Annotated in this window: 20 protein-coding genes and 1 other RNA gene; 18 read left to right on the top strand and 3 right to left on the bottom strand. The window is 61.7% G+C overall.

The window, feature by feature from the left end; all coding sequences use genetic code 11:
* Positions 1-130 precede the first annotated feature (130 nt).
* Both FFM81_RS06835 and FFM81_RS06840 read right to left on the bottom strand, forming a co-directional pair.
* Positions 131-766, bottom strand: a complete 636-nt coding sequence (locus FFM81_RS06835) for a LysE family translocator (protein WP_003565080.1) — start codon at positions 764-766, stop codon at positions 131-133.
* 57 nt (positions 767-823) lie between these two features.
* Complete coding sequence (locus FFM81_RS06840; protein WP_138385708.1) at positions 824-2035, bottom strand: pyrophosphate--fructose-6-phosphate 1-phosphotransferase; 1212 nt, start codon at positions 2033-2035, stop codon at positions 824-826.
* A gap of 459 nt (positions 2036-2494) precedes the next feature.
* Between FFM81_RS06840 and FFM81_RS06845 the strand changes: the two genes are divergently transcribed.
* The 17 genes from FFM81_RS06845 (at position 2495) to murB (ending at position 20844) form a co-directional block, all read left to right on the top strand.
* The gene (locus tag FFM81_RS06845; protein ID WP_003565076.1) at positions 2495-3202 is read left to right on the top strand and encodes a J domain-containing protein; all 708 of its coding nucleotides are present in this window, start codon (positions 2495-2497) and stop codon (positions 3200-3202) included.
* Positions 3199-3960, top strand: coding sequence for an N-acetylmuramoyl-L-alanine amidase (locus tag FFM81_RS06850; protein ID WP_003565074.1), 762 nt, complete (start codon positions 3199-3201; stop codon positions 3958-3960). The genes FFM81_RS06845 and FFM81_RS06850 overlap by 4 nt, the downstream gene beginning before the upstream one ends.
* A 261-nt stretch (positions 3961-4221) precedes the next feature.
* Positions 4222-4842, top strand: a complete 621-nt coding sequence (locus FFM81_RS06855; RefSeq protein WP_003565072.1) for a lytic transglycosylase domain-containing protein — start codon at positions 4222-4224, stop codon at positions 4840-4842.
* 81 nt (positions 4843-4923) lie between these two features.
* Positions 4924-6099 (top strand): NAD(P)/FAD-dependent oxidoreductase, encoded by a 1176-nt coding sequence (locus tag FFM81_RS06860; RefSeq protein WP_138385709.1) that lies wholly within the window; start codon positions 4924-4926, stop codon positions 6097-6099.
* Between the two features lie 53 nt (positions 6100-6152).
* An RNA gene (rnpB, locus tag FFM81_RS06865) (RNase P RNA component class A) lies at positions 6153-6550 on the top strand.
* Between the two features lie 426 nt (positions 6551-6976).
* Positions 6977-7414 carry a division/cell wall cluster transcriptional repressor MraZ gene (mraZ, locus tag FFM81_RS06870; RefSeq protein ID WP_003565068.1) on the top strand — a complete coding sequence of 146 codons (438 nt, stop codon included), beginning with the start codon at positions 6977-6979 and terminating at the stop codon, positions 7412-7414.
* A gap of 17 nt (positions 7415-7431) precedes the next feature.
* A complete protein-coding gene (gene rsmH, locus FFM81_RS06875; protein ID WP_138385710.1) occupies positions 7432-8457 on the top strand; it encodes a 16S rRNA (cytosine(1402)-N(4))-methyltransferase RsmH in 1026 nt (341 codons plus the stop codon).
* Between the two features lies 1 nt (position 8458).
* A complete protein-coding gene (ftsL, locus tag FFM81_RS06880) occupies positions 8459-8908 on the top strand; it encodes a cell division protein FtsL (protein ID WP_003565063.1) in 450 nt (149 codons plus the stop codon).
* Positions 8908-10668 carry a peptidoglycan D,D-transpeptidase FtsI family protein gene (locus FFM81_RS06885; protein WP_025416637.1) on the top strand — a complete coding sequence of 587 codons (1761 nt, stop codon included), beginning with the start codon at positions 8908-8910 and terminating at the stop codon, positions 10666-10668. The genes ftsL and FFM81_RS06885 overlap by 1 nt, the downstream gene beginning before the upstream one ends.
* A 6-nt stretch (positions 10669-10674) precedes the next feature.
* Positions 10675-12195 carry a UDP-N-acetylmuramoyl-L-alanyl-D-glutamate--2,6-diaminopimelate ligase gene (locus FFM81_RS06890; protein WP_173883762.1) on the top strand — a complete coding sequence of 507 codons (1521 nt, stop codon included), beginning with the start codon at positions 10675-10677 and terminating at the stop codon, positions 12193-12195.
* A complete protein-coding gene (locus FFM81_RS06895) occupies positions 12192-13631 on the top strand; it encodes a UDP-N-acetylmuramoylalanyl-D-glutamyl-2,6-diaminopimelate--D-alanyl-D-alanine ligase (RefSeq protein ID WP_138385712.1) in 1440 nt (479 codons plus the stop codon). Before FFM81_RS06890 ends, FFM81_RS06895 begins: the two co-directional genes overlap by 4 nt.
* 22 nt (positions 13632-13653) lie before the next feature.
* Positions 13654-14754 (top strand): phospho-N-acetylmuramoyl-pentapeptide-transferase, encoded by a 1101-nt coding sequence (gene mraY, locus FFM81_RS06900; RefSeq protein WP_003565055.1) that lies wholly within the window; start codon positions 13654-13656, stop codon positions 14752-14754.
* 7 nt (positions 14755-14761) lie between these two features.
* Positions 14762-16174: a UDP-N-acetylmuramoyl-L-alanine--D-glutamate ligase gene (gene murD / locus FFM81_RS06905; protein WP_138385713.1), complete on the top strand. Its 1413-nt coding sequence runs from the start codon at positions 14762-14764 to the stop codon at positions 16172-16174.
* Between the two features lies 1 nt (position 16175).
* A complete protein-coding gene (gene ftsW, locus FFM81_RS06910; RefSeq protein WP_003565051.1) occupies positions 16176-17330 on the top strand; it encodes a putative lipid II flippase FtsW in 1155 nt (384 codons plus the stop codon).
* A 6-nt stretch (positions 17331-17336) separates the two neighbouring features.
* Entirely contained in the window at positions 17337-18461 is a 1125-nt protein-coding gene (gene murG, locus FFM81_RS06915) for an undecaprenyldiphospho-muramoylpentapeptide beta-N-acetylglucosaminyltransferase (protein WP_138385714.1), read from the top strand.
* The gene (gene murC, locus FFM81_RS06920; RefSeq protein ID WP_003565047.1) at positions 18458-19873 is read left to right on the top strand and encodes a UDP-N-acetylmuramate--L-alanine ligase; all 1416 of its coding nucleotides are present in this window, start codon (positions 18458-18460) and stop codon (positions 19871-19873) included. The genes murG and murC overlap by 4 nt, the downstream gene beginning before the upstream one ends.
* Positions 19870-20844, top strand: a complete 975-nt coding sequence (gene murB / locus FFM81_RS06925) for a UDP-N-acetylmuramate dehydrogenase (protein ID WP_138385715.1) — start codon at positions 19870-19872, stop codon at positions 20842-20844. Before murC ends, murB begins: the two co-directional genes overlap by 4 nt.
* 3 nt (positions 20845-20847) lie before the next feature.
* Here murB and FFM81_RS06930 read toward each other — a convergent pair whose 3' ends face one another.
* Positions 20848-21777: a UDP-glucose 4-epimerase family protein gene (locus FFM81_RS06930; RefSeq protein WP_097534107.1), complete on the bottom strand. Its 930-nt coding sequence runs from the start codon at positions 21775-21777 to the stop codon at positions 20848-20850.
* Between the two features lie 215 nt (positions 21778-21992).
* Between FFM81_RS06930 and aqpZ the strand changes: the two genes are divergently transcribed.
* Positions 21993-22679, top strand: a complete 687-nt coding sequence (gene aqpZ / locus FFM81_RS06935) for an aquaporin Z (protein WP_097534108.1) — start codon at positions 21993-21995, stop codon at positions 22677-22679.
* The last annotated feature ends 95 nt before the right edge of the window (positions 22680-22774 follow it).

Consider the following 22774-nt stretch of genomic DNA (forward strand, 5'->3'; position numbering starts at 1 on the left):
AATCGCGCCGCCCCGGCAGCGTTAAAAAAGTTACTAAAAAGCTTAAACCCTGCCGACCCCATTAACCTATTTGTGGCATTCCGGCAACCACGGATTATTTCCAAGCTGAAACAGGGCGATACCCGGATTTCTAAGCCGCAATGCGGCGATAGCCGGCCGTTACGGCGCCTGCGGCGATCAACAGAGTGCCGCCCGTCCGGTTTACGGCGCGCTGGACGCTTGCCTTGCGAATCAGTCCACGAGCGGAATGGGCGAGAAACGCGTAGGTGGCGGCGTTGAGGATCGCCAGCACCAGGAAGGTCGCTTCCATGATCGCCATCTGCCCGAAGAAGGGTAAGGCGGGATTGAGGAACTGCGGCACGAAGGCGACGAAGAAGATAATGCTCTTCGGATTTAGCGCCGTGACGACATAGGCGTGGAGGAAAATCTTGAGCGACTTTTCCTCCGGCAGATTGTCGTTGTCGGCAACAAGTTCGCCGATGATTGGAGCCCGCCACAGCTTGATTCCCAGCCAGATCAGGTAGGCGCCGCCGATCCACTTCAAGACGGTGAAAAGCGCGGCGGAGGCGGCCAGGACGGCGCCGAGCCCAAAGAGAGACGCGGTCATTGCGGTGAAGTCACCAAGTGCCACGCCGCCCACCGTCGCAAACGCAGTCCTGCGTCCATGACCGAGCGCATAGGAAACGACGAGCAGTATCGTCGGCCCCGGAATGGCCAGCATGATGGCGGATGCGGCCGCAAAAGCGAACCAGGCTTCAAGTGACATGGTGTCTCCTCCTATTCCTCAGGAACAAGCAAAGACACCATATTAACCATCCGTCAATCACGCTTCTTTGTATTTCTGGCCTATATTGTCCATGACTTCGGCAAACCATGCCGTCGACAGGTCGAAAGCCTTGCCGCCCTTGATGCGCGGGAATTCTATAGTGCGCAATTTACCGTTTTGCGCTTCATCGTGGCCGGTGACGCCGGAGACTTTGTTGAGCGCGCTTTCGACGGCGAGATCGACCATGCTCTGGATCAGCCGGAGGTCGTCGCTATTGGCAGGCGCCGAGCGGGCGAAGTAGCCTGATTTCTGCACGAGAGAACGCTCGGCGTTCAGCAGGCTGGCGAACTGCTTCTGGAACCAGGCGCCGACGTTGATCGTGTCGATCTTCACATGGCCGAAGGCGTCGCGCTTGACGGTCTCGCCGGCGGCTTCGCGCTCCGCGACGATGGCGTCGAGGCAAGCGCCCTCGGAGACGAAGACGGTGGCGTGGCCGTTGCGGTCCATGCTTTCCTTCAGGCGGGCGGCCTCGGCGTCGAGGTCGAAGGCCATTTCAGGCAGGTAGACGGCGTCGATGCTTTTGAGACGCGCGTCCATCATCAGGCCATCGACATACTGGTTGCGGCTGGTGCGCTGGAGATAGGCGCCGGCGGTAGCGGCCGTCAGCCAGCCGCAATGGCGGCCCATGACCTCGTGGATGACGAGGGTGCGGGGCGCGGCCGTCTGTTCATTGCCGACATTGTCGAAGAAATGTGCGCCGACCTCTGCGGCCGTCCAGGCGCCGAGCGACTGGCGGATCGGCACGACGTCGTTGTCGACGGTCTTCGGCAGGCCGACTACGGTGAGGTTGTAGCCGTTGGCGGCGAGATAGGCGGCAAGGTCGGCGGCGGTGGTGTTGGTGTCGTCGCCGCCGATCGTGTGGAGAATGGTGATGCCGTCATTGGCGAGGCGTTCGGCGGCGACCCTGAGCGGGTTGTCGCCTTCCTTGACCAGGCCGCGCTTGACGCAGTCGGCGGCATTAGTGAGCTTGACGCGGCTATTGCCGATCGGCGACCCGCCATAACGATGCAGCAGTGGCGCCTTTTCGCGCATCTCGCGGGTGATCGCGATGCTGTCGCCGAGCAATACGCCCTGGTAGCCGGACTTGTAGGCGACAATATCGAGGTCGGGGGCAATGTCGCTGTAGCGTTCGATGAGGCCGCCGACGGCGGAGGAAAGACAGGGCGCCAGGCCTCCGGCGGTCAGCATTGCAACTTTCTGCTTGGCCATGATCCCTCCTATGGCGTTTCGGTGCGGCGGCGTCAGCTATAGGCGTCGCATCGAATTCGACTCGAGTGACGCGCTTCAGTGCATTGTTTTCATGCATGTCGTTATCCCGGACCCGCTGCACACTTCCGGGCAACATGCATGAGGGCATGGATGCGGCAGGGAAAGGAGCCTGTAAAGTAAAGAATTTACGAAAAAGCGCCTTTCTGCCGCGCGGCGACCCTAAGAGCTGATATAATCGTTTCAAGCCCGTTCTGACTGCCGAGAACTCTTGTGGAAATTGCCGGCGCGGCGCGCTGCGAAGCGGAGGTGCCGAGCGCACGAGGAACCTTTGCTGCGTTGCGACAATTACCAAATCGTGAAAACTGTGTTCGGCCCTACGACCAATAGTCGCCTTGCAAAGGCTACGATTCTTTGGTCAAGCTGTTTGCATATAAGTCGACAAGCATGCGAGAGATTTCGATGTCCTTCTGGGAAAAACTGTTGAATGCCATTGGCAATACCGCGGGCAATGCGCTGTCTGCGGTCGTCGAGGCTATCCGAACGGTTTTCGAAGGCGATCCCGAGACCCGGCGCAAGGTGGCTTTCTCCGTGGCGATCATCGCGTTGTCGGCCAAGATGGCCAAGGCCGACGGCATCGTCAGCGAGAAGGAGGTCGAAGCCTTCCGCGAAATCTTCGAATTCCCTGAAGACCAGGCAAAGAACGTCGCCAGGCTTTACAACCTCGCACGCCAGGACGTGGCCGGCTACGAAGCCTATGCCGAACGGCTCTCGACGCTCTGCGTTACCTGCGCGGCCAATTGCACGGTACTGGAAGACGTGCTCGACGGTCTCTTCCATATCGCCAAAGCCGATGGGCTGATCCACGAGAAAGAATTGAATTTCCTCAGTCATATCGGCGAGATCTTCCAGATGAGCGAGACGCGCTTCGAGCAGATTGCCGCCCGTCACGTCTCGTCCGGCGGCGATCCCTACAAGGTGCTCGGTGTTTTGCCCTCGGACGATTTCCCGACCATCCGCCGCCGCTATCATGGTCTCGTCAGCGAACATCATCCGGATCGGCTGATCTCGCGCGGCGTGCCGAGGGAGTTCCATGTTATTGCCAATGAGCGCATGGCGGCGCTGAACGCCGCCTATGAGGCGATCGAGAAGGAACGCCGCGCCGCATGACCTCTTTCGAGGCCGACTGCGGGAGTGCCCGCGTGCAGCCTTCGCCGAACCATGGCGAGCGCGCGGACGGGCGTCGTCCGGACATGATCCTGTTGCACTATACCGGCATGCCGACGGCTTTCGGCGCGCTCGACTGGCTCTGTCGCGCCGAGAGCCAGGTTTCCAGCCATTACTTCGTGCATGAGAACGGCGAGGTGGTGCAGCTCGTACCGGAGGTCCGGCGTGCTTGGCACGCGGGCAAGAGCAGCTGGCACGGCGAGACGGATATCAATTCGCTATCGATCGGCATCGAGATCGCCAATGCCGGCCACCCCGGCGGGCTTCCCGATTATCCGAAAGAACAGATCGCCGCGGTAATCGAATTGTGTCGCGACTGTGTCAAACGTTGGTCGATCGCACCGGAACGAGTCCTTGGGCACTCCGATGTGGCCCCAGTCCGCAAGGTCGATCCGGGCGAAAAATTCCCCTGGGCCGAGCTCCACAGGGCGGGCATCGGGCACTGGGTCGAGCCGGCAACGATCACCGGCGGGCGCTTCTTCCAGCGGGGTGATGCCGGCCAGCCTGTCGAAGCGCTGCAGTCAATGCTGTCTCTCTATGGATATAGCACTGAAATCACAGGCCAATTTTCCGACAAGACGGCGGGCGACGTAGAAGCTTTCCAGCGCCATTTCCGGCCTGAACGGGTGGATGGCATCGCCGATTTCTCGACGATCGACACGTTGCATCGGCTGCTGTCGGCGCTGCCGCGTTATTCCTGATTCCTCGGCAATTACTGAAACGCCGAATTTCGCATTGCAGCGCGAAATTCGGCCTGCCACATCATTTCCCTATTATCTCCTCATTGCGATGGTCTAAGAACGTCCGCCAAGCGGTCTCGTGGTTGTTTTCGAGTTAAACCGCGGGCGTTATGTGAAACGATAAGAATTACCGTGAATTCAGATCGCTCTTTGATCTAGAATTCATTATGACAGCGAGGCGCGCCGTCTGGAAATTCTTTGGGTCGGAGTGTTCAAGACTACATGAGAAAACTGATTGTTGTTGCTGCAACGTGCGTTGGCATGGTGCTGGCGGGAAATAGCTTTGCCTTCGCGAATGATTGGGGTGTGCGATCCGATGCGCCGGTGAAGAAGGTCGAGCGTCCTTCGAAGAAGGCAGAGCGTCCGTTGAAGAAAGCGGAACGTTCGGTCAAGCCGGCGAAGCGTCCGCTCAAGACGGCGGAACGCCCGCTGAAGACGGTCGAGCGCCAGAGCGGCTATCCCGTCGCCGATGTTTCCGCCAATTCCTATTCCGCGCTGATCAGCAAATATGCGAACCAATATAATGTACCTGTTGCCCTGGCGACCGCGGTCATCCGCGTCGAAAGCAATTTCAATCCGAATGCGCGCGGCAGCCACGGTGAAATCGGCCTGATGCAGATCAAGCCTGCAACGGCCCGCATGATGGGTTATTCCGGCGCCGCCAAGGGCCTGTTCGATCCGGAAACCAACATCAAGTACGGCATGAAATATCTGGCTGCCGCCCATGATCTCGGTGGTGGCGAGACCTGCAACACCATCCTCAAATACAATGCCGGCCATGGCGCCACGCGCATGAACCCGGTGTCCAAGTCCTATTGCGGCAAGGTTCTGGCAATACTCTGAGCCTGAAGCGTTTATCCCTGACAAGAGCTGGATGATTCAGGATGATTGCCATGGTATCGCTCGAATTTAGCGAGGTGCGATATGGCAGTCGATTTCAGGTTCATCGTTATCGGCCGCGGCATGATGGGTGCCGCGGCCGCAAAATATCTGGCACGCCAGACGGATGGCGTCGCCGTCATCGGCCCTGATGAGCCCGATGACCGCAGGAGGCATCAAGGCGTCTTTGCCAGTCATTACGACGAAGGCCGCATCACCCGCACCATCGATCCGGATCGCGACTGGGCGCTGCTGGCCAATCGCTCGATCAGCCGCTACGACGAGATTGCCCGCGACAGCGCCATCGACTTCTATAGAGAAATCGGCTGTGTCGTTGTCGCGCCTGACGGAAGCGACTATCTCGAAAGAACCCGGCAGGCCGCCGTTTCGCTCGGCGTCGAGACCAGTCTTCTCGACGCGGCCGGATTGAAAACCGCCTTTCCCTTCTTCGTCTTTCCCGATGGCGCCGCCGGTGTCTTCGAGGCGAAGGGCGCCGGCCATATCAGCCCGCGCAGCCTGGTCAAGGCACAGTCGCTGTTGGCGGAAAAGGCAGGTGCCGCCATCATTCGAGACCATGTCGTCTCGATCCGCAGCGAGGGCGGGTCGGCTGTCGTCCGGACCGCAGGCGGCAGGAGCTATCGCGGTGAAAAGGTGTTGCTGGCAGCGGGCGGATTTTCCATTGCGCAGAATCTGTTGGCGCGTCCGGTTGCGATGACGGTTTATGGTCGGACGGTAACGCTTTTCGAGGTGAGCGAGACCGATGCGGCGCGTCTTGCGGCCATGCCCTCGCTCATTCTCGATGTGCCCGGTATCCATATTTATCTGCTGCCGCCGATCCGTTATCCCGACGGCAAGTACTATCTTAAGATCGGCGGTGACCCAGACGATCTGGCGCTCGGCGACGAGATGGAGATGCGCGCCTGGTTCAGAACCGAGGGGCGCGAGACCGTTCGCGCATATCTCGAACGCATCGTCGAAGCTCTCGTGCCCGACATGGCGCCGCTCTCGATTTCGACGGCAGCCTGCGTCGTGTCGCAGACGCAAAGCGGCTACCCGATGATCGGTTATACTTCATCGCCTGGAATCGCGGTGCTGACGGGCTGCGCCGGCACCTCGGCCAAGAGCTCGGACGAAATCGGCCGGCTTGGGGCCGAGCTGCTTTTAGCAGGCAGAATCACTGAACAGGGCTACTCCACGGATTTCACACCGCAATTTCGCTAATTAAATTCTGATTTCGGTGGCAATTACCGTTTCTGTCGTTTATGGGAGCCCTGCCAGTTGGCTGGGCAGCCGCGCTTTATCAATGCCGAAAGGCGGTAGGGTGAGGAAAGTCCGGGCTCCACGGAAACACGGTGCCGGATAACGTCCGGCGAGGGCGACCTCAGGGAAAGTGCCACAGAAAGCAAACCGCCTGTCATGACAGGTAAGGGTGAAAGGGTGGGGTAAGAGCCCACCGCATCTCCGGCAACGGAAATGGCACGGTAAACCCCACCGGGAGCAAGACCGAATAGGGATGACGCGGGCGGCCGAAAGGCCTTCCGGCCGGTTTCCAGGCCAGTCATCCGGGTGGGTTGCGCGAGGCAGCGTGCGAGCGCTGTCCCAGAGGAATGGCTGCCACGTTCCGGTTCACGCCGGAGCCATACAGAACCCGGCTTACAGGCCAACTGGCGATTAACTCTTGTGGCGCGATCAAGCCCTGACTTCAAGAATCACTTCCCCGTAAACTGCTGAAATAGAATGTTTTCAAGTGGATGCTTATGCACTCCGCCTGTTGAAAATTCTTTTTTTAAAAGCGCCGCTGCGCGCCATCGCGAGAGGGCGATCCTAACCCTTTGTTAAACTTAACGGCTTATAAATTTTTGATCATGCGTCTATTGCAAAATGGGCGTATCCCATTGACGCCCATATGGTCCCATGCTATCCCAAATGTGCACTGCACCGGGGCAATCACCTGCCCATTCATCGCAAAGCAAAGGCGTCTTCCTCTCCGGAAGCGTCGGAGGGGTTTTCACTCGTCCGGCTTGCGAAGCTGTGCCTGATATCGGGAGTTTCGGGCGTCTTTTGGTCCGGATCCCTGCGGGAACGGATGTTTCGTGTGATGAGCCGCTTCCTTTCGAATGCGACCAACAGGATCGATGCCAAGGGCAGGGTTTCCGTGCCTTCGGCGTTCCGTTCCGTGCTGGTGCAGCGCAATGTTCTGGAGCTCTATTGCTTCCAGGACTTTGTGTTTCCGGCGATCAGTGTCGGGGGTCCGGATCTTCTCGAAAGATTCGAACGGCAGATTGCTGCGGAGGATCCGTTTTCGCCGGATGCGAACGAGATGTCGCTTCTCATTCATGGAGGCGGGGTCTTCATGAAGCTCGACGCCGAGGGGCGGCTGATGGTCACGGATTTCATTCGCGGCTTTACCGGCATCTCGGACGAAGTGACTTTCGTCGGTCGGGCGGATCATTTTCAGCTCTGGCAGCCGCAGGCTTTTGTGGCTGCGCAGGCGCAGGCACGAGGGGAGCGCAAGCTGGCGGGCAAGCGTTCCTGAAAGAACGAGGGAACGGAATGGTGGCGAATCCTGGCGGAGGTTCAACTGATGCCGGTGGCGGACCGGTTCGTCACATTCCTGTTCTTCTCGATGAGGTGCTTTCAGCGCTGGCGCCTGCGCCCGGCAAGCTCATCCTCGACGGTACCTTCGGTGCGGGTGGTTATAGCTTCGCCATTCTTGCGGCCGGCGCCGAGGTGATCGCGCTCGACCGTGATCCCAGCGCGATTGCATCGGGCCAGGCAATGGTTGCCGCCCATGGTGGCCGTCTCAAGCTCGTTCATTCGCAATTTTCGCATCTTGCCGATCATGCGCCGCAAAGTGGGCTTGATGGCGTCGTGCTCGATATCGGCGTTTCCTCCATGCAGATCGATGAGGCCGAGCGCGGCTTCTCTTTCCAGAAGGACGGGCCGCTCGACATGCGTATGTCGGCTGCAGGCGTTTCGGCGGCCGATGTCGTCAATCGCGCCAAGGTCGCCGATCTCATCCGCATCTTTCATTTCCTCGGTGAGGAAAGCCAGTCGCCGCGCATCGCGCATGCGATCGAGAAGCGCCGCGAGGAAAAGCCGTTCGAAACAACGCGCGATCTTGCCGGCCTCATCGAGCTGGTCACACCGCGCAAGATGAAGGACAAGATCCACCCGGCAACGCGCGTCTTCCAGGCTTTGCGCATCTTCGTCAACGATGAGCTCGGCGAACTCGCGCAAGCGCTGTTTGCGGCGGAAGCGGCGCTGAAGCCGGGCGGCCGGCTCGTTGTCGTCACTTTTCATTCGCTCGAAGACCGCATCGTCAAGAAATTCTTCTCCGACCGCGCCGGCAAGGCATCTGGCTCGCGGCACCTTCCGGTCGCGCACGAGCGGGCGGCAACTTTCGCGGCGATCGGCAAGCCGATGGTTTCGGCAAGCGAGGCGGAGGCGGAGATCAATCCGCGCGCCCGCTCCGCCAAACTGCGCGCCGGCCTGAGGACGGATGCCGCCGCCGAGGCTGCGGATATGTCGCTCTTCGGGTTTCCCAATCTCGCCAGTCTCGGAAAGCTTGGAGGTTGATATGCTGAAAACGTTCGATCTCGTACTCATCGGCGTCATGACGGCCACCGCCGCCGTCACCTACACGATCAAGCATCGCGCCGAATTGAAGCTCGAGGAGGTTCATCGCCTCGAAGCCGAGATCAAGCTCGAGGAAGACACGATCGACCTTCTCAAGGCCGACTGGGCGCTGCAATCGCAGCCGAACCGGCTGGAGCGGCTGGTCAAGGCCTATGACGACGAACTGCAGCTGCAACCGACGCAATCGACGGCGCTGGTGCATGCCAAGGAATTGCCGATGCTGAAGTCCGAGGTTCCCGTGCCCGACGTGACCGAGGCCAAGGCCGGCGCCAAAGGCGCGAGCCTGGCCGGCGCGACGGTCGCGACGAAGGCGCAGCCCGTTCCCAAGCCCGCGCCGCGCGCCGAGCCGGAGGACGATGCAGACGAGATCGAAACGGGGTCGGTGGAATAATGTCGTTTCTTTCCCGCATCATGGTTTTGAAGAGCCAAGCGCATTTCTCCGCCGGCGTTTATAACCGGTTCGGCGGTCCTTCGCCCGCCGGCCTAGCGATCGAAGGATCCCGCAAGAAGAAGTCGGGGCAGGCAAAAAGCCGTGTCGGCCTGCTGATCCTCGGCTTCATGGGGATTTACGTGATTATCGGCGGCCGCCTCGTCGAATATGCGATGAAGGATCAGGAAGTCGTCTCCAGCATCCTGCCGCCCGATCGGCTGATGGCCTCGCGCCCCGACATACTCGACCGCAACGGCGAGGTGCTGGCGACTGACATCCGCACCGTCTCGCTGTTTGCCGAACCCAACAAGATCGTCGATGCCGACGAGGCGGTCGAGAAGCTTGCGACTGTTCTGCCCGAACTCGACGTCCGGGATACCTATAAGAAGCTCTCGGTCAAAACCTCGCATTTCGCCTGGCTGCGCCGGCAGCTGACGCCGAAGCAGCAGAGCCAGATCCTGGCACTCGGCATTCCCGGCATCGGCTTCCGGCCGGAAAAGCGCCGCTTCTATCCGGGCGGTTCGACCGCCGCGCATATCCTCGGCTACGTCAATATCGACAACCGCGGCGTCGCCGGCATGGAGAAATATATCGACGATCAGGGGCTTGCCGATTTGGCCTCGGTCGGCATGACCAGCGACCAGCCGCTTGAACCGGTGCGGCTTTCGATCGACCTGCGCGTCCAGAACATCGTCCGGGACGCAGTCGTCAACGCCGTCAACAACTTCCAGTCTAAGGGGGCGGGTGCTGCCGTCATCGACGTGCATACCGGGGAAGTGCTGGCCATGGCCTCGGCGCCGGATTTCGATCCGAACGATCCGCAGGAAGGGGCTAAAGAGGGCTGGCTCAACCGGATGACCAACGGCACCTTCGAAATGGGATCGACCTTCAAGACCTTTTCGCTGGCGATGGCGCTCGACACCGGCAAGGTGAAGATGACCGACACTTTCGATGCCAGCAAGTCGATCTATATCGGCGGCTTCACCATCCACGATTTCCACGGTCAGCGCCGCTGGCTGACCGTACCCGAGATTTTCCAGTATTCCTCGAATATCGGCACGGCGCGCGTCATCGACATCGTCGGCATCGACGCGCAGAAAGACTATCTGACCAAGTTCGGCCTGCTGACCAAGATGCAGACCGAACTGCCTGAGGTGAAGATGCCGAGCCAGCCGAGGGTTTGGAAGAAGATCAACTCGATCACGATTTCCTTCGGCCACGGCGTCTCGACGACGGCACTGCAGACAGGGGTGGCGGCCGCGGCTCTCGTCAATGGTGGCAAGCTGATCGAGCCGACATTCCTGCCGCGCACGCGCGACCAGGCCGATGAGATCGCCACGCAGGTCATCAAAAAGACGACCAGCGACGAAATCCGCTATCTGCTCGATTTCAATGGATACAAGGGATCGGGCCGCGTCGCCCGCGTGCCGGGCTTTGCCGTCGGCAGCAAGACCGGGACGGCCGACAAGGTGGTGAACGGCCGCTATTCCGCGACCTTGAACTTCAACTCGTTCATTGCCGCATTCCCCATCAACGATCCGAGATATGCGGTGATCACCTTCTGCGACGAGCCGAAAACCGGCGAGAAGCAATATGGCGGAACGATCTCTGCCGGTACCGCAGGCCCGATCGCCCGCGAGATCATCAGCCGCGCAGCTCCTATCCTCGGCATCGAGCCGAAATTCGGGGAGGGCGGATCGGCCTTGCTGGTGTCTTATTGAGTGTGAATGAATATCGACGCCGATTCGCGAGGGGTGGACCGGCTTCAAGAGAGAAAAATGCATTCGATGAAATTGCGAGACCTGGCCGGAGATCAGTTTCCGGAAATTGAAGCACAGCTCGAAGGCCCGGCAGGTCTGCTCGATATTTCAGGCCTGTCTTCAGATAGCCGTCATGTGGCGCCGGGCAATGTCTTCGTGGCGGTCGCCGGCACCAAGGCTGATGGTGCGGGCTTCATCGCCGATGCCGCCGGCCGGGGTGCCGCCGTCGCGGTCGCCTCCCAGGCCGTCGAGGCTTCCATCCCGGTGCTTGTGGTCAGGGAGCCGCGCCGCTTCCTGTCGATCGCCGCTTCGCGCTTTTTCGGCAGACAGCCGGAGACCATGGTCGCCGTCACCGGCACGGCGGGCAAGACTTCCGTCGCTTCCTTCACCCGGCAGATCTGGGCGCATGCGGGACATGCGGCGGCGATGATCGGCACAACCGGTGTCGTCTCGCCGACGCGCAACGAATATGGTTCGCTGACGACGCCCGATCCGGTGTCGCTGCACAAGCTCCTGGCCGAACTCGCCGGCGAAGGTGTCACGCATGCGGCGATGGAGGCTTCCAGCCACGGTCTCGACCAGAGCCGGCTCGACGGCGTCAAGCTTGCCGCCGCCGCCTTCACCAATCTCGGCCGCGACCACATGGATTATCATCCCACGGTCGAGGCCTATATGGCCGCCAAGATGCGGCTTTTCGATACGCTGCTGCCGAAGGGTGCGCCGGCGGTGATCTTCGCCGACGATCCGTGGTCGGCTGAGGCGATCAAGGCGGCTGACGAAGCCGGTCACGACGTGCGCACCGTCGGGCGGAAGGGCGATTACCTCTCGCTGAAACGCGTCGAACACTTCCGCCACAAGCAGACCGCCGAGATCCATATCGGCGGCGAGATCTTCGAGGTGGACATTCCGCTGGCCGGCGATTTTCAGGTGGCCAACGCGCTGGTTGCGGCAGGGCTTGCCATGTCGACCGGCGTAGCGGCGAAGGTTGCGATGGCCGCACTCGAGAAACTCGTCGGCGCGTCCGGCCGTCTCGAACTGGTCGGCCATACGAAAGACGGTGCGCTCGCCTATGTCGACTACGCCCACAAGCCTGACGCGCTGGAAAACGTGCTGGGCTCGGTCCGGCCGTTCACCACAGGCCGTGTCGTTGTCGTCTTCGGCTGCGGCGGCGACCGTGATCGCGGCAAACGGCCGATCATGGGCGAAATCGCCTGCCGACTTGCCGACGTCGTTATCGTCACCGACGACAATCCGCGCTCGGAGGAGCCGGCCTCGATCCGGGCGGAGATCATGGCGGCAGCATCGGGCGCCTCGGAAATTGCCGATCGCGCCACCGCGATCCGCGAGGCTGTGGGCATGTTGAGATCCGGCGATACGCTGATCGTCGCCGGCAAGGGGCATGAGGAAGGGCAGACAATCGGCAGCGTGACCCTGCCATTCTCCGATCATGCGGAGGTGCGCAAGGCCTTGGAGGAACTGCAATCTTGAGCTGGCTCTGGACGACCGAAGATATGATCGCAGCAATGGCGGGGCGCCCCTTCGGCACCCTGCCCGAAGGCATCACCGGCATTTCCATCGACAGCCGTTCGATTGCTCCAGGCGAGGCCTTCTTCGCGATCAAGGGCGACCGAGTCGACGGTCACGACTACGCATCGATGGCGATGGCGAACGGCGCCTCCCTTCTCGTCGTCAGTGAGGCGAGGCTTCCGGCCATGGGCCGGCTGACGGTGCCGATGATCGTCGTCGAAGATGTGCTCGCCGCACTCGGCCGGCTCGGCCTTGTCTCGCGCCAGCGCTCCAAGGCCCGGATCATTGCGGTGACGGGATCTGTGGGAAAGACGACCACCAAGGAAATGCTGCGGCACGTGCTGTCGTCCTCCGGCAAGGTGCATGCTTCCGTCGCCTCCTTCAACAACCATTGGGGCGTGCCGCTGACGCTGGCGCGCATGCCTGAGGATACGGATTACGGTGTCTTCGAAGTCGGGATGAATCATCCCGGCGAGATCCGGCCGCTGGTCGAGATGATCCGTCCCGATGTCGCCATCATCACGACAATCGCACCGGCGCATCTCGGCAATTTCAAGAACATCAAGGAGATCGCTGCCGCCAAAGCGGAGATCTTCGAAGGGCTCGAGCCCGGCGGCCATGTCGTGCTCAACCGCGACAACGACCAGTTTAATTTCCTCGATCGTACGGCGCAGTCGCTCGGCATCGAGCATATTCATTCTTTCGGCCAGCACGCCAAGGCTGAATTCCGGCTGGCGGAATTCAACGGCTCGGACGAGAATTCGACGCTGTGGCTGACGATCGGCGGCGAGACGCTGGAGGTCGCGATCGGCGCGCCCGGCCGCCATATCGCCGAAAATGCGCTCGCAGCACTCGGGGTCGTCAGGATCGTCGGCGCCGACATGGGAAAGGCGATCGAAGCGCTGGCGACGCTGAAGCCGGAAAAGGGCAGGGGCAAGCGCCACCGCCTTTCGATCGGCAATGGCAGGGACAGCTTCACGCTGATCGACGAGAGCTACAATGCCAATCCAGCTTCGATGCGGGCGGCGATCGCACTGCTGGCGGCCTCCGAGCCGGCCGGCCGCGGGCGCCGTATCGCCGTGCTCGGCGACATGCTGGAGATGGGCGACTATGCGCAGAAGGTCCATACCGATCTCGCCGTGCCGCTGCTTGCAGCCGGCATCGCACATGTCTGGCTCGCCGGCGCAGAGATGGCGGCGCTCAAGGAATCATTGCCGGAAAGCGTCCATGTCGAGTATCGCGAGAACACCGGCGAATTGACGGATTATGTACTGGACTCGGTCGCACCGGGCGACGTGTTGATGGTGAAATCGTCTCTGGGCATCGGTTTCGGCAAGATCGTCGCCGCGCTCCTTGACAAGTTCCCGCCATTTTCCGACACGCAACGCGAACTTTGATCGGGTAAACAAGGGGCCCTGAATGCTGATCTGGCTTGTCGAACTGTCGGAATATTTCAAATTTCTGAACCTGTTCAGATATATTACCTTCCGTACAGGCGCCGCTCTTTTCACCTCAGCGCTGATCGTCTTCCTGTTCGGGCCGACCATCATCAATTCGCTGCGCATCCGGCAAGGCAAGGGCCAGCCGATCCGCGCCGATGGGCCGCAGACCCATTTCAAGAAGGCCGGCACGCCGACCATGGGCGGGCTGATGATCCTTGCCGGCATCGTCGGCGCATCGCTGCTCTGGGCCGATCTCTCCAACGTCTATGTCGTCGCCACCTTGCTGGTGACGCTCGGCTTCGGCGCGATCGGCTTCTACGACGACTATCTCAAGGTGACGAAGCAGAGCCATATGGGCTTCTCGGGCAAGGCGCGCCTCGGCATCGAATTCGTCATTGCCGGCATCGCCGTCTATTTCATGATGCGCACTGCCCTTGCCTCGGGCGTTGCCGGTTCGACCTTCGGCTCGTCGATCGCCTTTCCTTTCTTCAAGGACTTCATGATCAATCTCGGGATCATGTTCGTCGTCTTCGGCGGCTTCGTCATTGTCGGTGCCGGTAATGCCGTCAACCTGACGGACGGCCTCGACGGGCTCGCCATCGTGCCTGTGATGATCGCCGCCGCCTCCTTCGGCGTCATCGCCTATCTCGCCGGCAACGTGGTTTTTGCGAACTACCTGCAGATCAATTTCGTGCCCGGCACCGGTGAGCTTGCCGTCGTGCTTGGCGCTGTCATAGGCGCCGGCCTTGGCTTCCTCTGGTTCAATGCCCCGCCGGCCGCCATCTTCATGGGCGACACGGGGTCGCTGGCCCTCGGCGGTACGATCGGCACCGTCGCCGTCGCCACCAAACACGAGATCGTCATGGCGATCATCGGCGGCCTCTTCGTCATGGAGACGCTCTCGGTCATCATCCAGGTCGGCTTCTTCAAGATGACCGGCCGGCGCGTCTTCCTGATGGCGCCGATCCATCACCACTTCGAGAAAAAGGGCTGGACCGAGAGCCAGGTGGTGATCCGCTTCTGGATCATTGCCGTCGGTCTTGCCATGCTCGGCCTCTCGACGCTGAAACTCCGGTGAGGCGGCGATGATCCCGATCACGACGCTCAAGGACAGGAAGGTCGCGCTCTTCGGGCTCGGCGGCTCCGGCCTCGCCACCGCCCGGGCGCTGATTTCAGGCGGCGCCGAGGTGACCGCATGGGATGACAATCCGGACAGCGTCGCCAAGGCTTCGGCCGAAGGCATCAGGACGGAAGATCTGCACACTATCGACTGGAGCCAGCAGGCGCTGTTCGTGCTGTCGCCCGGCGTGCCGCTCACTCATCCGAAGCCGCACTGGACCGTCGATCTTGCGCGCGCCGCCGGCGTCGATATCGTCGGCGACGTCGAGCTCTTCGTGCGCGAGCGCCGCGCCCATGCGCCGGATTGCCCGTTCATCGCCATCACAGGCACCAACGGTAAGTCGACGACGACGGCGCTGATCGCCCATATTCTGAAATCATCAGGCTACGACACGCAGCTCGGCGGCAATATCGGCACGGCGGTGCTGACGCTCGATCCGCCGAAGGCCGGGCGTTACTACGTCGTCGAATGCTCTTCCTACCAGATCGATCTGGCGCCGACGCTGAACCCCTCTGCCGGCATCCTGCTCAACCTGACGCCCGATCATCTCGACCGTCACGGCACGATGCAGCATTATGCCGATATCAAGGAACGGCTGGTCGCCGGCAGCGATGTGGCGATCGTCGGCATCGACGACAGCCATTCGGCCTTGATTGCCGACCGCGTCGAGCGGGCAGGCGTCAAGGTGGTGCGCATTTCGCGCCGCAACGTGGTGGCATCAGGCATTTACGCCGAGGGCACCAGGCTCATTCAGGTAGCCGGTGGCGCCATGCTGCCCTTCGCCGATCTCGACGGCGTCCAGACGCTGCGCGGCAGCCATAATGCGCAGAACGCCGCCGCAGCTGTGGCCGCCTGCCTTGCCGTCGGGGTTTCCGCTGACGACATCCGCGCCGGCCTTGCCTCGTTCCCCGGCCTCAAGCACCGCATGCAGCCGGTGGGGCAGCGTGGCCGCGTCGTTTTCGTCAATGATTCCAAGGCGACCAATGCCGATGCTGCCGCACCTGCTCTTTCGAGCTATGATCGCATCTACTGGATCGCCGGCGGCCTGCCGAAATCAGGCGGCATCACCACGCTTGCTCCCTATTTCCCGCGCATCGCCAAAGCCTATCTGATCGGCGAGGCGGCGGCGGAATTTGCAGCCACGCTCGGCGAGGCCGTGCCTTACGAGATCTCGGGCACGCTGGAGCGAGCGGTCGTGCATGCGGCGGCCGATGCCGAGCGCGACGAGGCGGCCGCTTCGGTCGTTATGTTATCCCCGGCTTGCGCAAGCTTCGACCAGTATAAGAATTTCGAAGTCAGGGGTGAAGCCTTCGTCGGACACGTGGCAGCACTTGACGGAATTGCGATGCTGATCGGTTCGGCAACAGGAGAGAAATGACATGGTAAGCCGCGCGGAACGTGGGCCTCTGGCCGATTGGTTCTGGACCATCGACCGCTTCTTCCTGGCGATGTTCATTTTCCTGATGGGCATCGGCTTCATGCTGTCGTTTGCGGCTTCTCCTGCGGTTGCCGAGCGCATCGGGCTCGAGCCCTTCCACTTCGTCAAGCGCCATGCCGCCTTCATGATCCCGTCTATCTCCGTCATGCTCGGACTGTCGTTCCTGACACCGCGGCAGGTGCGGAGAACGGCGATCCTGCTGCTGATCATCTCGCTCGCGATGATGGTGCTGGTGCTGTTCGTCGGGCAGGAGGTCAAGGGCGGCAGGCGCTGGATCTGGATCGCCGGCCTTTCCATCCAGCCGTCGGAATTCATGAAGCCCGCCTTCGTCGTGGTTTGCGCCTGGCTGTTTGCCGAACATGCGCGCCAGCCGGAAATTCCCGGCAATCTCTTCGCCATCATCCTGTTTGCCATTGTCGCGGCGCTGCTCGTCGCGCAGCCTGACCTCGGCCAGACCATCCTGACGACGGCCGTCTGGGGCGGGATGTTCTTCATGGCCGGCATGCCATGGATCTGGATCATGCTGCTCGGCATTGGTGGTGCTGGCGGCCTGCTCAGCGCCTATTACGTCTTCCCGCACGTGGCGTTGCGAATAGACAAGTTCATGACCGGCGAAGGCGACACTTTCCAGATCGACACGGCGCGCGAGGCGATCATCCGCGGCAGCTGGTTCGGCCAGGGACCGGGCGAGGGCATCGTCAAGCGCATCATTCCGGATGCGCATACCGACTTCATCTTTTCGGTCGCGGCTGAGGAGTTCGGCATTGTCTTCTGCATGGCGCTGGTGGCGCTGTTTACCGTGCTGGTGTTGCGCGGCCTCTCGCATGCCTATCGCGAGCGCAACGACTTCAATCGCTTCGCCGTTGCCGGCCTGGTGCTGCAGATGGGCATCCAGTCGATCATCAATATCGGCGTCAATCTCGAACTGCTGCCGGCAAAAGGCATGACGCTGCCGCTGATTTCCTACGGCGGCTCGTCAATGGTGGCGATCTGCGTCACCGCCGGCTTCATTCTGGCGCTGACGCGCCATCGACCGGAAAAACGTGCGCAGGATCGGAGCCTTTTCCGCGTCCCGCACGGCATGCCGGCGGAGTAAAAGCTTATGAGCAAAGGCATCGTGCTGCTTGCCGCCGGGGGAACCGGCGGCCATGTGTTCCCGGCGGAGGCGCTGGCCTTTAAGCTGAAGGACCGCGGCTATTCGGTGCATCTCGTCACCGACAGCCGGGCCGAGCGTTATGCCGGCAAGTTCCCGGCCGAGGAGATCCATGTCGTGCCGTCGGCAACGATCGGCTCGAAGAACCCGGCTGCCGTCGCCCGTTCACTGTGGACGCTGTGGAGCGGTATGCGGGCGGCAAAGAAGCTGATCCAGCGGCTGAAGCCTGTCATCGTCGTCGGTTTCGGCGGATATCCCACCGTGCCGCCGGTGCTGGCCGCCACCCGGCTTGGCGTGCCCGCGATGATCCACGAGCAGAATGCCGTAATGGGCCGCGCCAACAAGGCCTTGGCGACCCGCGTGCAGGGTATCGCCGGCGGTTTCCTGCCGGAAGGCGGCGGCGCCTTCCCGGAGAAGACGGTGACAACAGGCAATCCGGTCCGCCCGGCAATCATCGCCGCCGCCGAGGTGCCTTACACGCCCTCGCATACCGGCGAAGCCTTCAATCTCGTCGTCGTCGGCGGCAGCCAGGGTGCGCAATATTTCTCCAAGGCGATGCCGACGGCAATCAGCCTGCTCGAAGACGCGCTTCGCCTGCGGCTGCGCATCACCCAGCAGGTGCGCCCCGAGGATATGGAAATGGTCGGCGGCTGTGTCGCGCAGTTGGAGATGGAGGCCGACATCGCCCCCTTCTTCACCGACATGGCCGAGCGGCTGGCAAAGGCGCACCTCGTCATCTGCCGTTCCGGCGCTTCGACCGTTTCGGAAATCTCGGTCATCGGCCGGCCTGCCGTGCTCGTGCCCTACCCGCATGCTCTCGATCACGACCAGGCGGCCAATGCCGCCGCACTGGCGGCCACCGGCGGGGCGAAAGTGATCTCCCAGTCGGAGCTTTCGCCGGAGAAGATCGCGGCGATCCTGACAGCTGTGATGAACGACCCGGAAAAGCTTGCGCATATGGCGGCGGCGGCGAAACGCGCCGGCAAACCCGATGCCGCGAACTTGCTTGCCGACATGGTTGAGGCTATTGCCGCCAAACGGACAATAGCGGAATTCAAGAGGACACGCGCATGAAACTGCCGAAGGCGATCGGTCTCGTCCATTTCATCGGTATCGGCGGCATCGGCATGAGCGGTATCGCCGAGGTGCTGCACAATCTCGGCCATAAGGTGCAGGGATCGGACCAATCAGACAGCGCCAATGTCCAGCGCCTGCGCGATAAAGGCATCGAGGTGTTTGTCGGCCACCGGGCGGAAAACCTCGGTGATGCCGAAGTCGTCGTTGTCTCGACGGCGATCAAGAAGAGCAATCCGGAACTGATCGCCGCGCGCGAAAAGCTGCTGCCGGTGGTGCGTCGTGCCGAAATGCTCGCCGAGCTGATGCGTTTCCGCAATGCGATCGCCATCGGCGGCACGCATGGCAAAACGACCACCACCTCGCTGGTCGCCACGCTGCTCGAAGCCGGCGGTCTCGACCCGACCGTCATCAACGGCGGCATCATCAACGCCTACGGCACCAATGCCCGTATGGGCGAGGGCGAGTGGATGGTGGTCGAGGCGGACGAATCGGACGGCACCTTCCTGAAGCTTCCGGCCGATGTCGCCGTCATCACCAATATCGACCCGGAGCATCTCGACCATTACGGCAATTTCGACGCCGTGCGCGCCGCCTTCCGGCAGTTCGTCGAGAATGTGCCGTTTTACGGCTTCGGCGTCATGTGCCTCGACCATCCCGAGGTGCAGTCGCTGGTCGGACGCATCGAGGACCGCAAGATCATCACTTACGGCGAGAACCCGCAGGCCGACGTGCGCTTCACCAATGTGCGCATCGACGGCACACGCTCGATCTTCGATGTCGCCATTCGCCGCCGCCGCACCGGCCAGGTGATCGAGCTCAAGGGGCTGGTCATGCCGATGCCCGGGCGGCATAATATATCCAATGCAACCGCGGCGATCGCCGTCGCCAACCGGCTCGGCATATCGAGCGCCGATATCGCCAAGGGGCTCGCCTCCTTCGGCGGCGTCAAGCGCCGTTTCACGCTGACCGGCGAATGGAACGGGGTGCAGATCTTCGACGACTACGGCCACCATCCCGTCGAGATCAAGGCAGTGCTGCGCGCTGCCCGCGAAGCCTGCAAGGGGCGCATCATCGCGGTTCACCAGCCGCACCGCTACAGCCGCTTGGCAAGCCTGTTCGAGGAATTCGCCGCCTGCTTCAACGACGCCGACAGCATTTTCCTGGCGCCGGTCTATGCGGCGGGCGAAGATCCGATCGAGGGAATCGATTCCGTGTCGCTGGTCTCGCGGATCAAATCCGGCGGCCATCGCGACGCCCGATTTCTCACCTCGGCGGAACTTCTGCCGCAGATGGTTGCGGAGGTTGCAAAGCCTGGCGATTTCGTGGTTCTGTTGGGGGCTGGGAGCATCACATCCTGGGCGGCGGCGCTGCCCAAGCAACTGGAAGGCCTATCGGGAAAGTCCGCATGAAACAGGTGAATGGGGAAAAGCTTCTCGCGTCTCTTGGAGACGGTGTAAAGGGTATTCGCGGTCGTATCACCCCGGATGCCCCCATGGACCGCGTCACCTGGTTCAGGGCCGGCGGCTTGGCCGAACTGATGTTCCAGCCGCACGACATCGACGATCTCGTCGCCTTCCTGAAGATATTGCCGGAAGAGGTGCCGCTGACGGTGGTCGGCGTCGGCTCCAACATCCTGGTGCGCGACGGCGGCATTCCTGGCGTCGTGCTGCGCCTGTCGGCCAAGGGCTTCGGCTTCGTGGAGCTTGCCGGCGAAAACCGCATATTGGCCGGCACCATCTGCCCGGATAAACATGTGGCGGCGATGGCGATGGACAACGGCATCGGAGGCTTTCATTTCTTCTACGGTATTCCGGGCAGCATCGGAGGCGCGGCGCGCATGAATGCCGGGGCCAACGGCGTCGAGACGCGCGAGCGGCTGATCGAGGTCAACGCGGTCGACCGCAAGGGCAACAAGCACGTGCTTTCCAATGCCGAGATGGGCTACTCCTATCGGCATTCCACAGCGCCTGCCGACCTGATCTTCACCTCGGTGCTGTTCGAGGGCTATCCTGAGGATCGCGCCCAGATCCGCGCCGAGATGGACGCCGTTCGCAATCACCGCGAGACGGTACAGCCGATTCGCGAAAAGACCGGCGGCTCGACCTTCAAGAACCCGGCGGGCCATTCGGCCTGGAAGCTGATCGACGAGGCGGACTGCCGCGGTCTCGTTATCGGCGGTGCGCAGATGTCGTCGCTTCATTGCAACTTCATGATCAATATGGGGCAGGCGACCGGCTACGATCTCGAATATCTCGGCGAACAGGTGCGCCGCGAGGTCTTCGAGAAAGAGGGCATCAAGCTCGAATGGGAAATCAAGCGCCTCGGCGTCTTCATGCCCGGCCGCGAAGTGCGCCCGTTCCACGGCGTCACCAGCGAATAAGTATTACGTCACGGCAAGCTTCAGACCTTCGCGCGGGGTGACGACGGGCGACCAGTCGAGCACGTTGCGGGCGTGGGATATGTCGACTTGCAGGGAGCCGCAAAGGCGCTGGTAGACGGCGTCTTTTCCCGTTGCTCTCGCGCCCAGCTGCAGCAGTGCGGGCGGGAAGGGGAGCAGCATCGGTTTGACACCCAAGCCTGCGGCAATCCCTTCGATGAGCCCGGGCGTTGAAAGATCTTCTCCGTCGCCGGCGAGAAAGGTCTGGCCGGCAGCGCCCCGGTGCGTCATCGCCGCGACGATCAGATCGACGAGATTTGGAAGCGCAACCAGCGTTCGGCGGTTCTTCAGTGACGCGAAGGGGAGCGGTATTCTTTTGCGGACAAGTCCGACGAGCAGGGCGAAGTTGCCCCTGGCGCCGGGCCCATAGACGAGCGGCGGCCGAATGATGACGACTTCGATGCCTGTACGCTTGGCGATTTCATGCAGCCCGATTTCACTTTCCATCTTCGAAACGCCATAGGGATCAAGCGGCATCGGCGTGTCGTCGTGGCGGAAGGGCCTGTCGTTCTCTTCACCATTGACCTTGATGCTGCTGATGAAGACGAACCGCTTTACCCCGGCGCGTGCGGCCTGTTCGGCGAGGTTCAGCGTGGCGGCGGTGTTGATCCGGCGGAATTCCGTCAGGGGATCGGCTGCGCGGTCATTCATGATGTGCACGCGGGCGGCGAGATGGACGACGACATCAACACCGTCGAGAGCTGCCGTCCAGTCCGTTTCGCTTGTTATGTCGATGGGGAAATTCCGCATATCTGCCGGAAACCTGGCGGTTGCGGATCGCGTCGTCACCCGAAGCTCCCACAGCCGCTCTCGATGCAGTCTGTCGACGAGAGGCCCGCCGACAAAGCCGGCCGCGCCGGTAATGAGGCATCGCATGATCTGTTCCCCGCTTTACCTGAATGCTCCGGTTACCCGGAAGTGTCGGCCGCATCAATAAAAAAGCCGCGCTGGCCGTCAGGCTTCCTCGCAAGCGCCGTTTCACGATCCTTGCGTGAAGCTTGCCGAAGTATTTCCCGCCGGCTTGACCGGACTCGAATTGTGGCGGATTCACTGTGACCTCTCTGGTTGAGGTTGAGGTTGAGGAGGCGCGCATGCAAAAGAGTCTGGTTGCCGAGTTTCTCGGCACGTTCTGGCTTGTCTTCGGCGGATGCGGCAGTGCCGTCCTGGCCGCGGCCTATCCCGAGCTAGGTATCGGTTTTGTCGGGGTGGCCTTTGCTTTCGGCCTGACCGTGCTCACCATGGCCTATGCCGTGGGCGGCATTTCGGGCGGCCATTTCAACCCCGCCGTCTCCCTTGGTCTGACCGTTGCCGGACGGTTTCCCGCCGTGCGCCTCCTTCCCTATATCGCCGTCCAGCTTGTCGGCGCCGTCGCCGCGGCAGCGCTGCTCTATCTCGTTGCCACCGGCAAGGCGGGTTTCGAACTCGGCGGCTTTGCCGCCAACGGCTATGGCGATCATTCCCCGGGCGGTTATTCGCTGCTTTCGGCACTGCTGATCGAAGTGCTGCTGACAATGTTCTTCCTGATCATCATCCTGGGATCGACGGGCAGCCGGGTGCCTGCGGGCTTCGCGCCGCTGGCGATCGGCCTCGGGCTGACGCTGATTCATCTCGTTTCCATCCCCGTGACCAATACCTCGGTCAATCCGGCACGTTCCACCGGCCAGGCGCTTTTCGTCGGCGGCTGGGCGTTGCAGCAGCTCTGGCTGTTCTGGATTGCACCGCTTGCGGGCGGCGCGCTCGGCGGTCTCGTCTGGAAATTCCTCGACGACGCCGACTGACTGCAGGATCCGGAGCTATCCCGTTGAGCCCGCGCGATTTTTTTGCGCGGGCTTTTTTGTCGGCACGGACAAATGCCGCGCATGGGAAGAGGAAG

This window comes from Rhizobium hidalgonense (assembly GCF_005862185.2).
Taxonomy (GTDB): Bacteria; Pseudomonadota; Alphaproteobacteria; order Rhizobiales; family Rhizobiaceae; genus Rhizobium; species Rhizobium hidalgonense.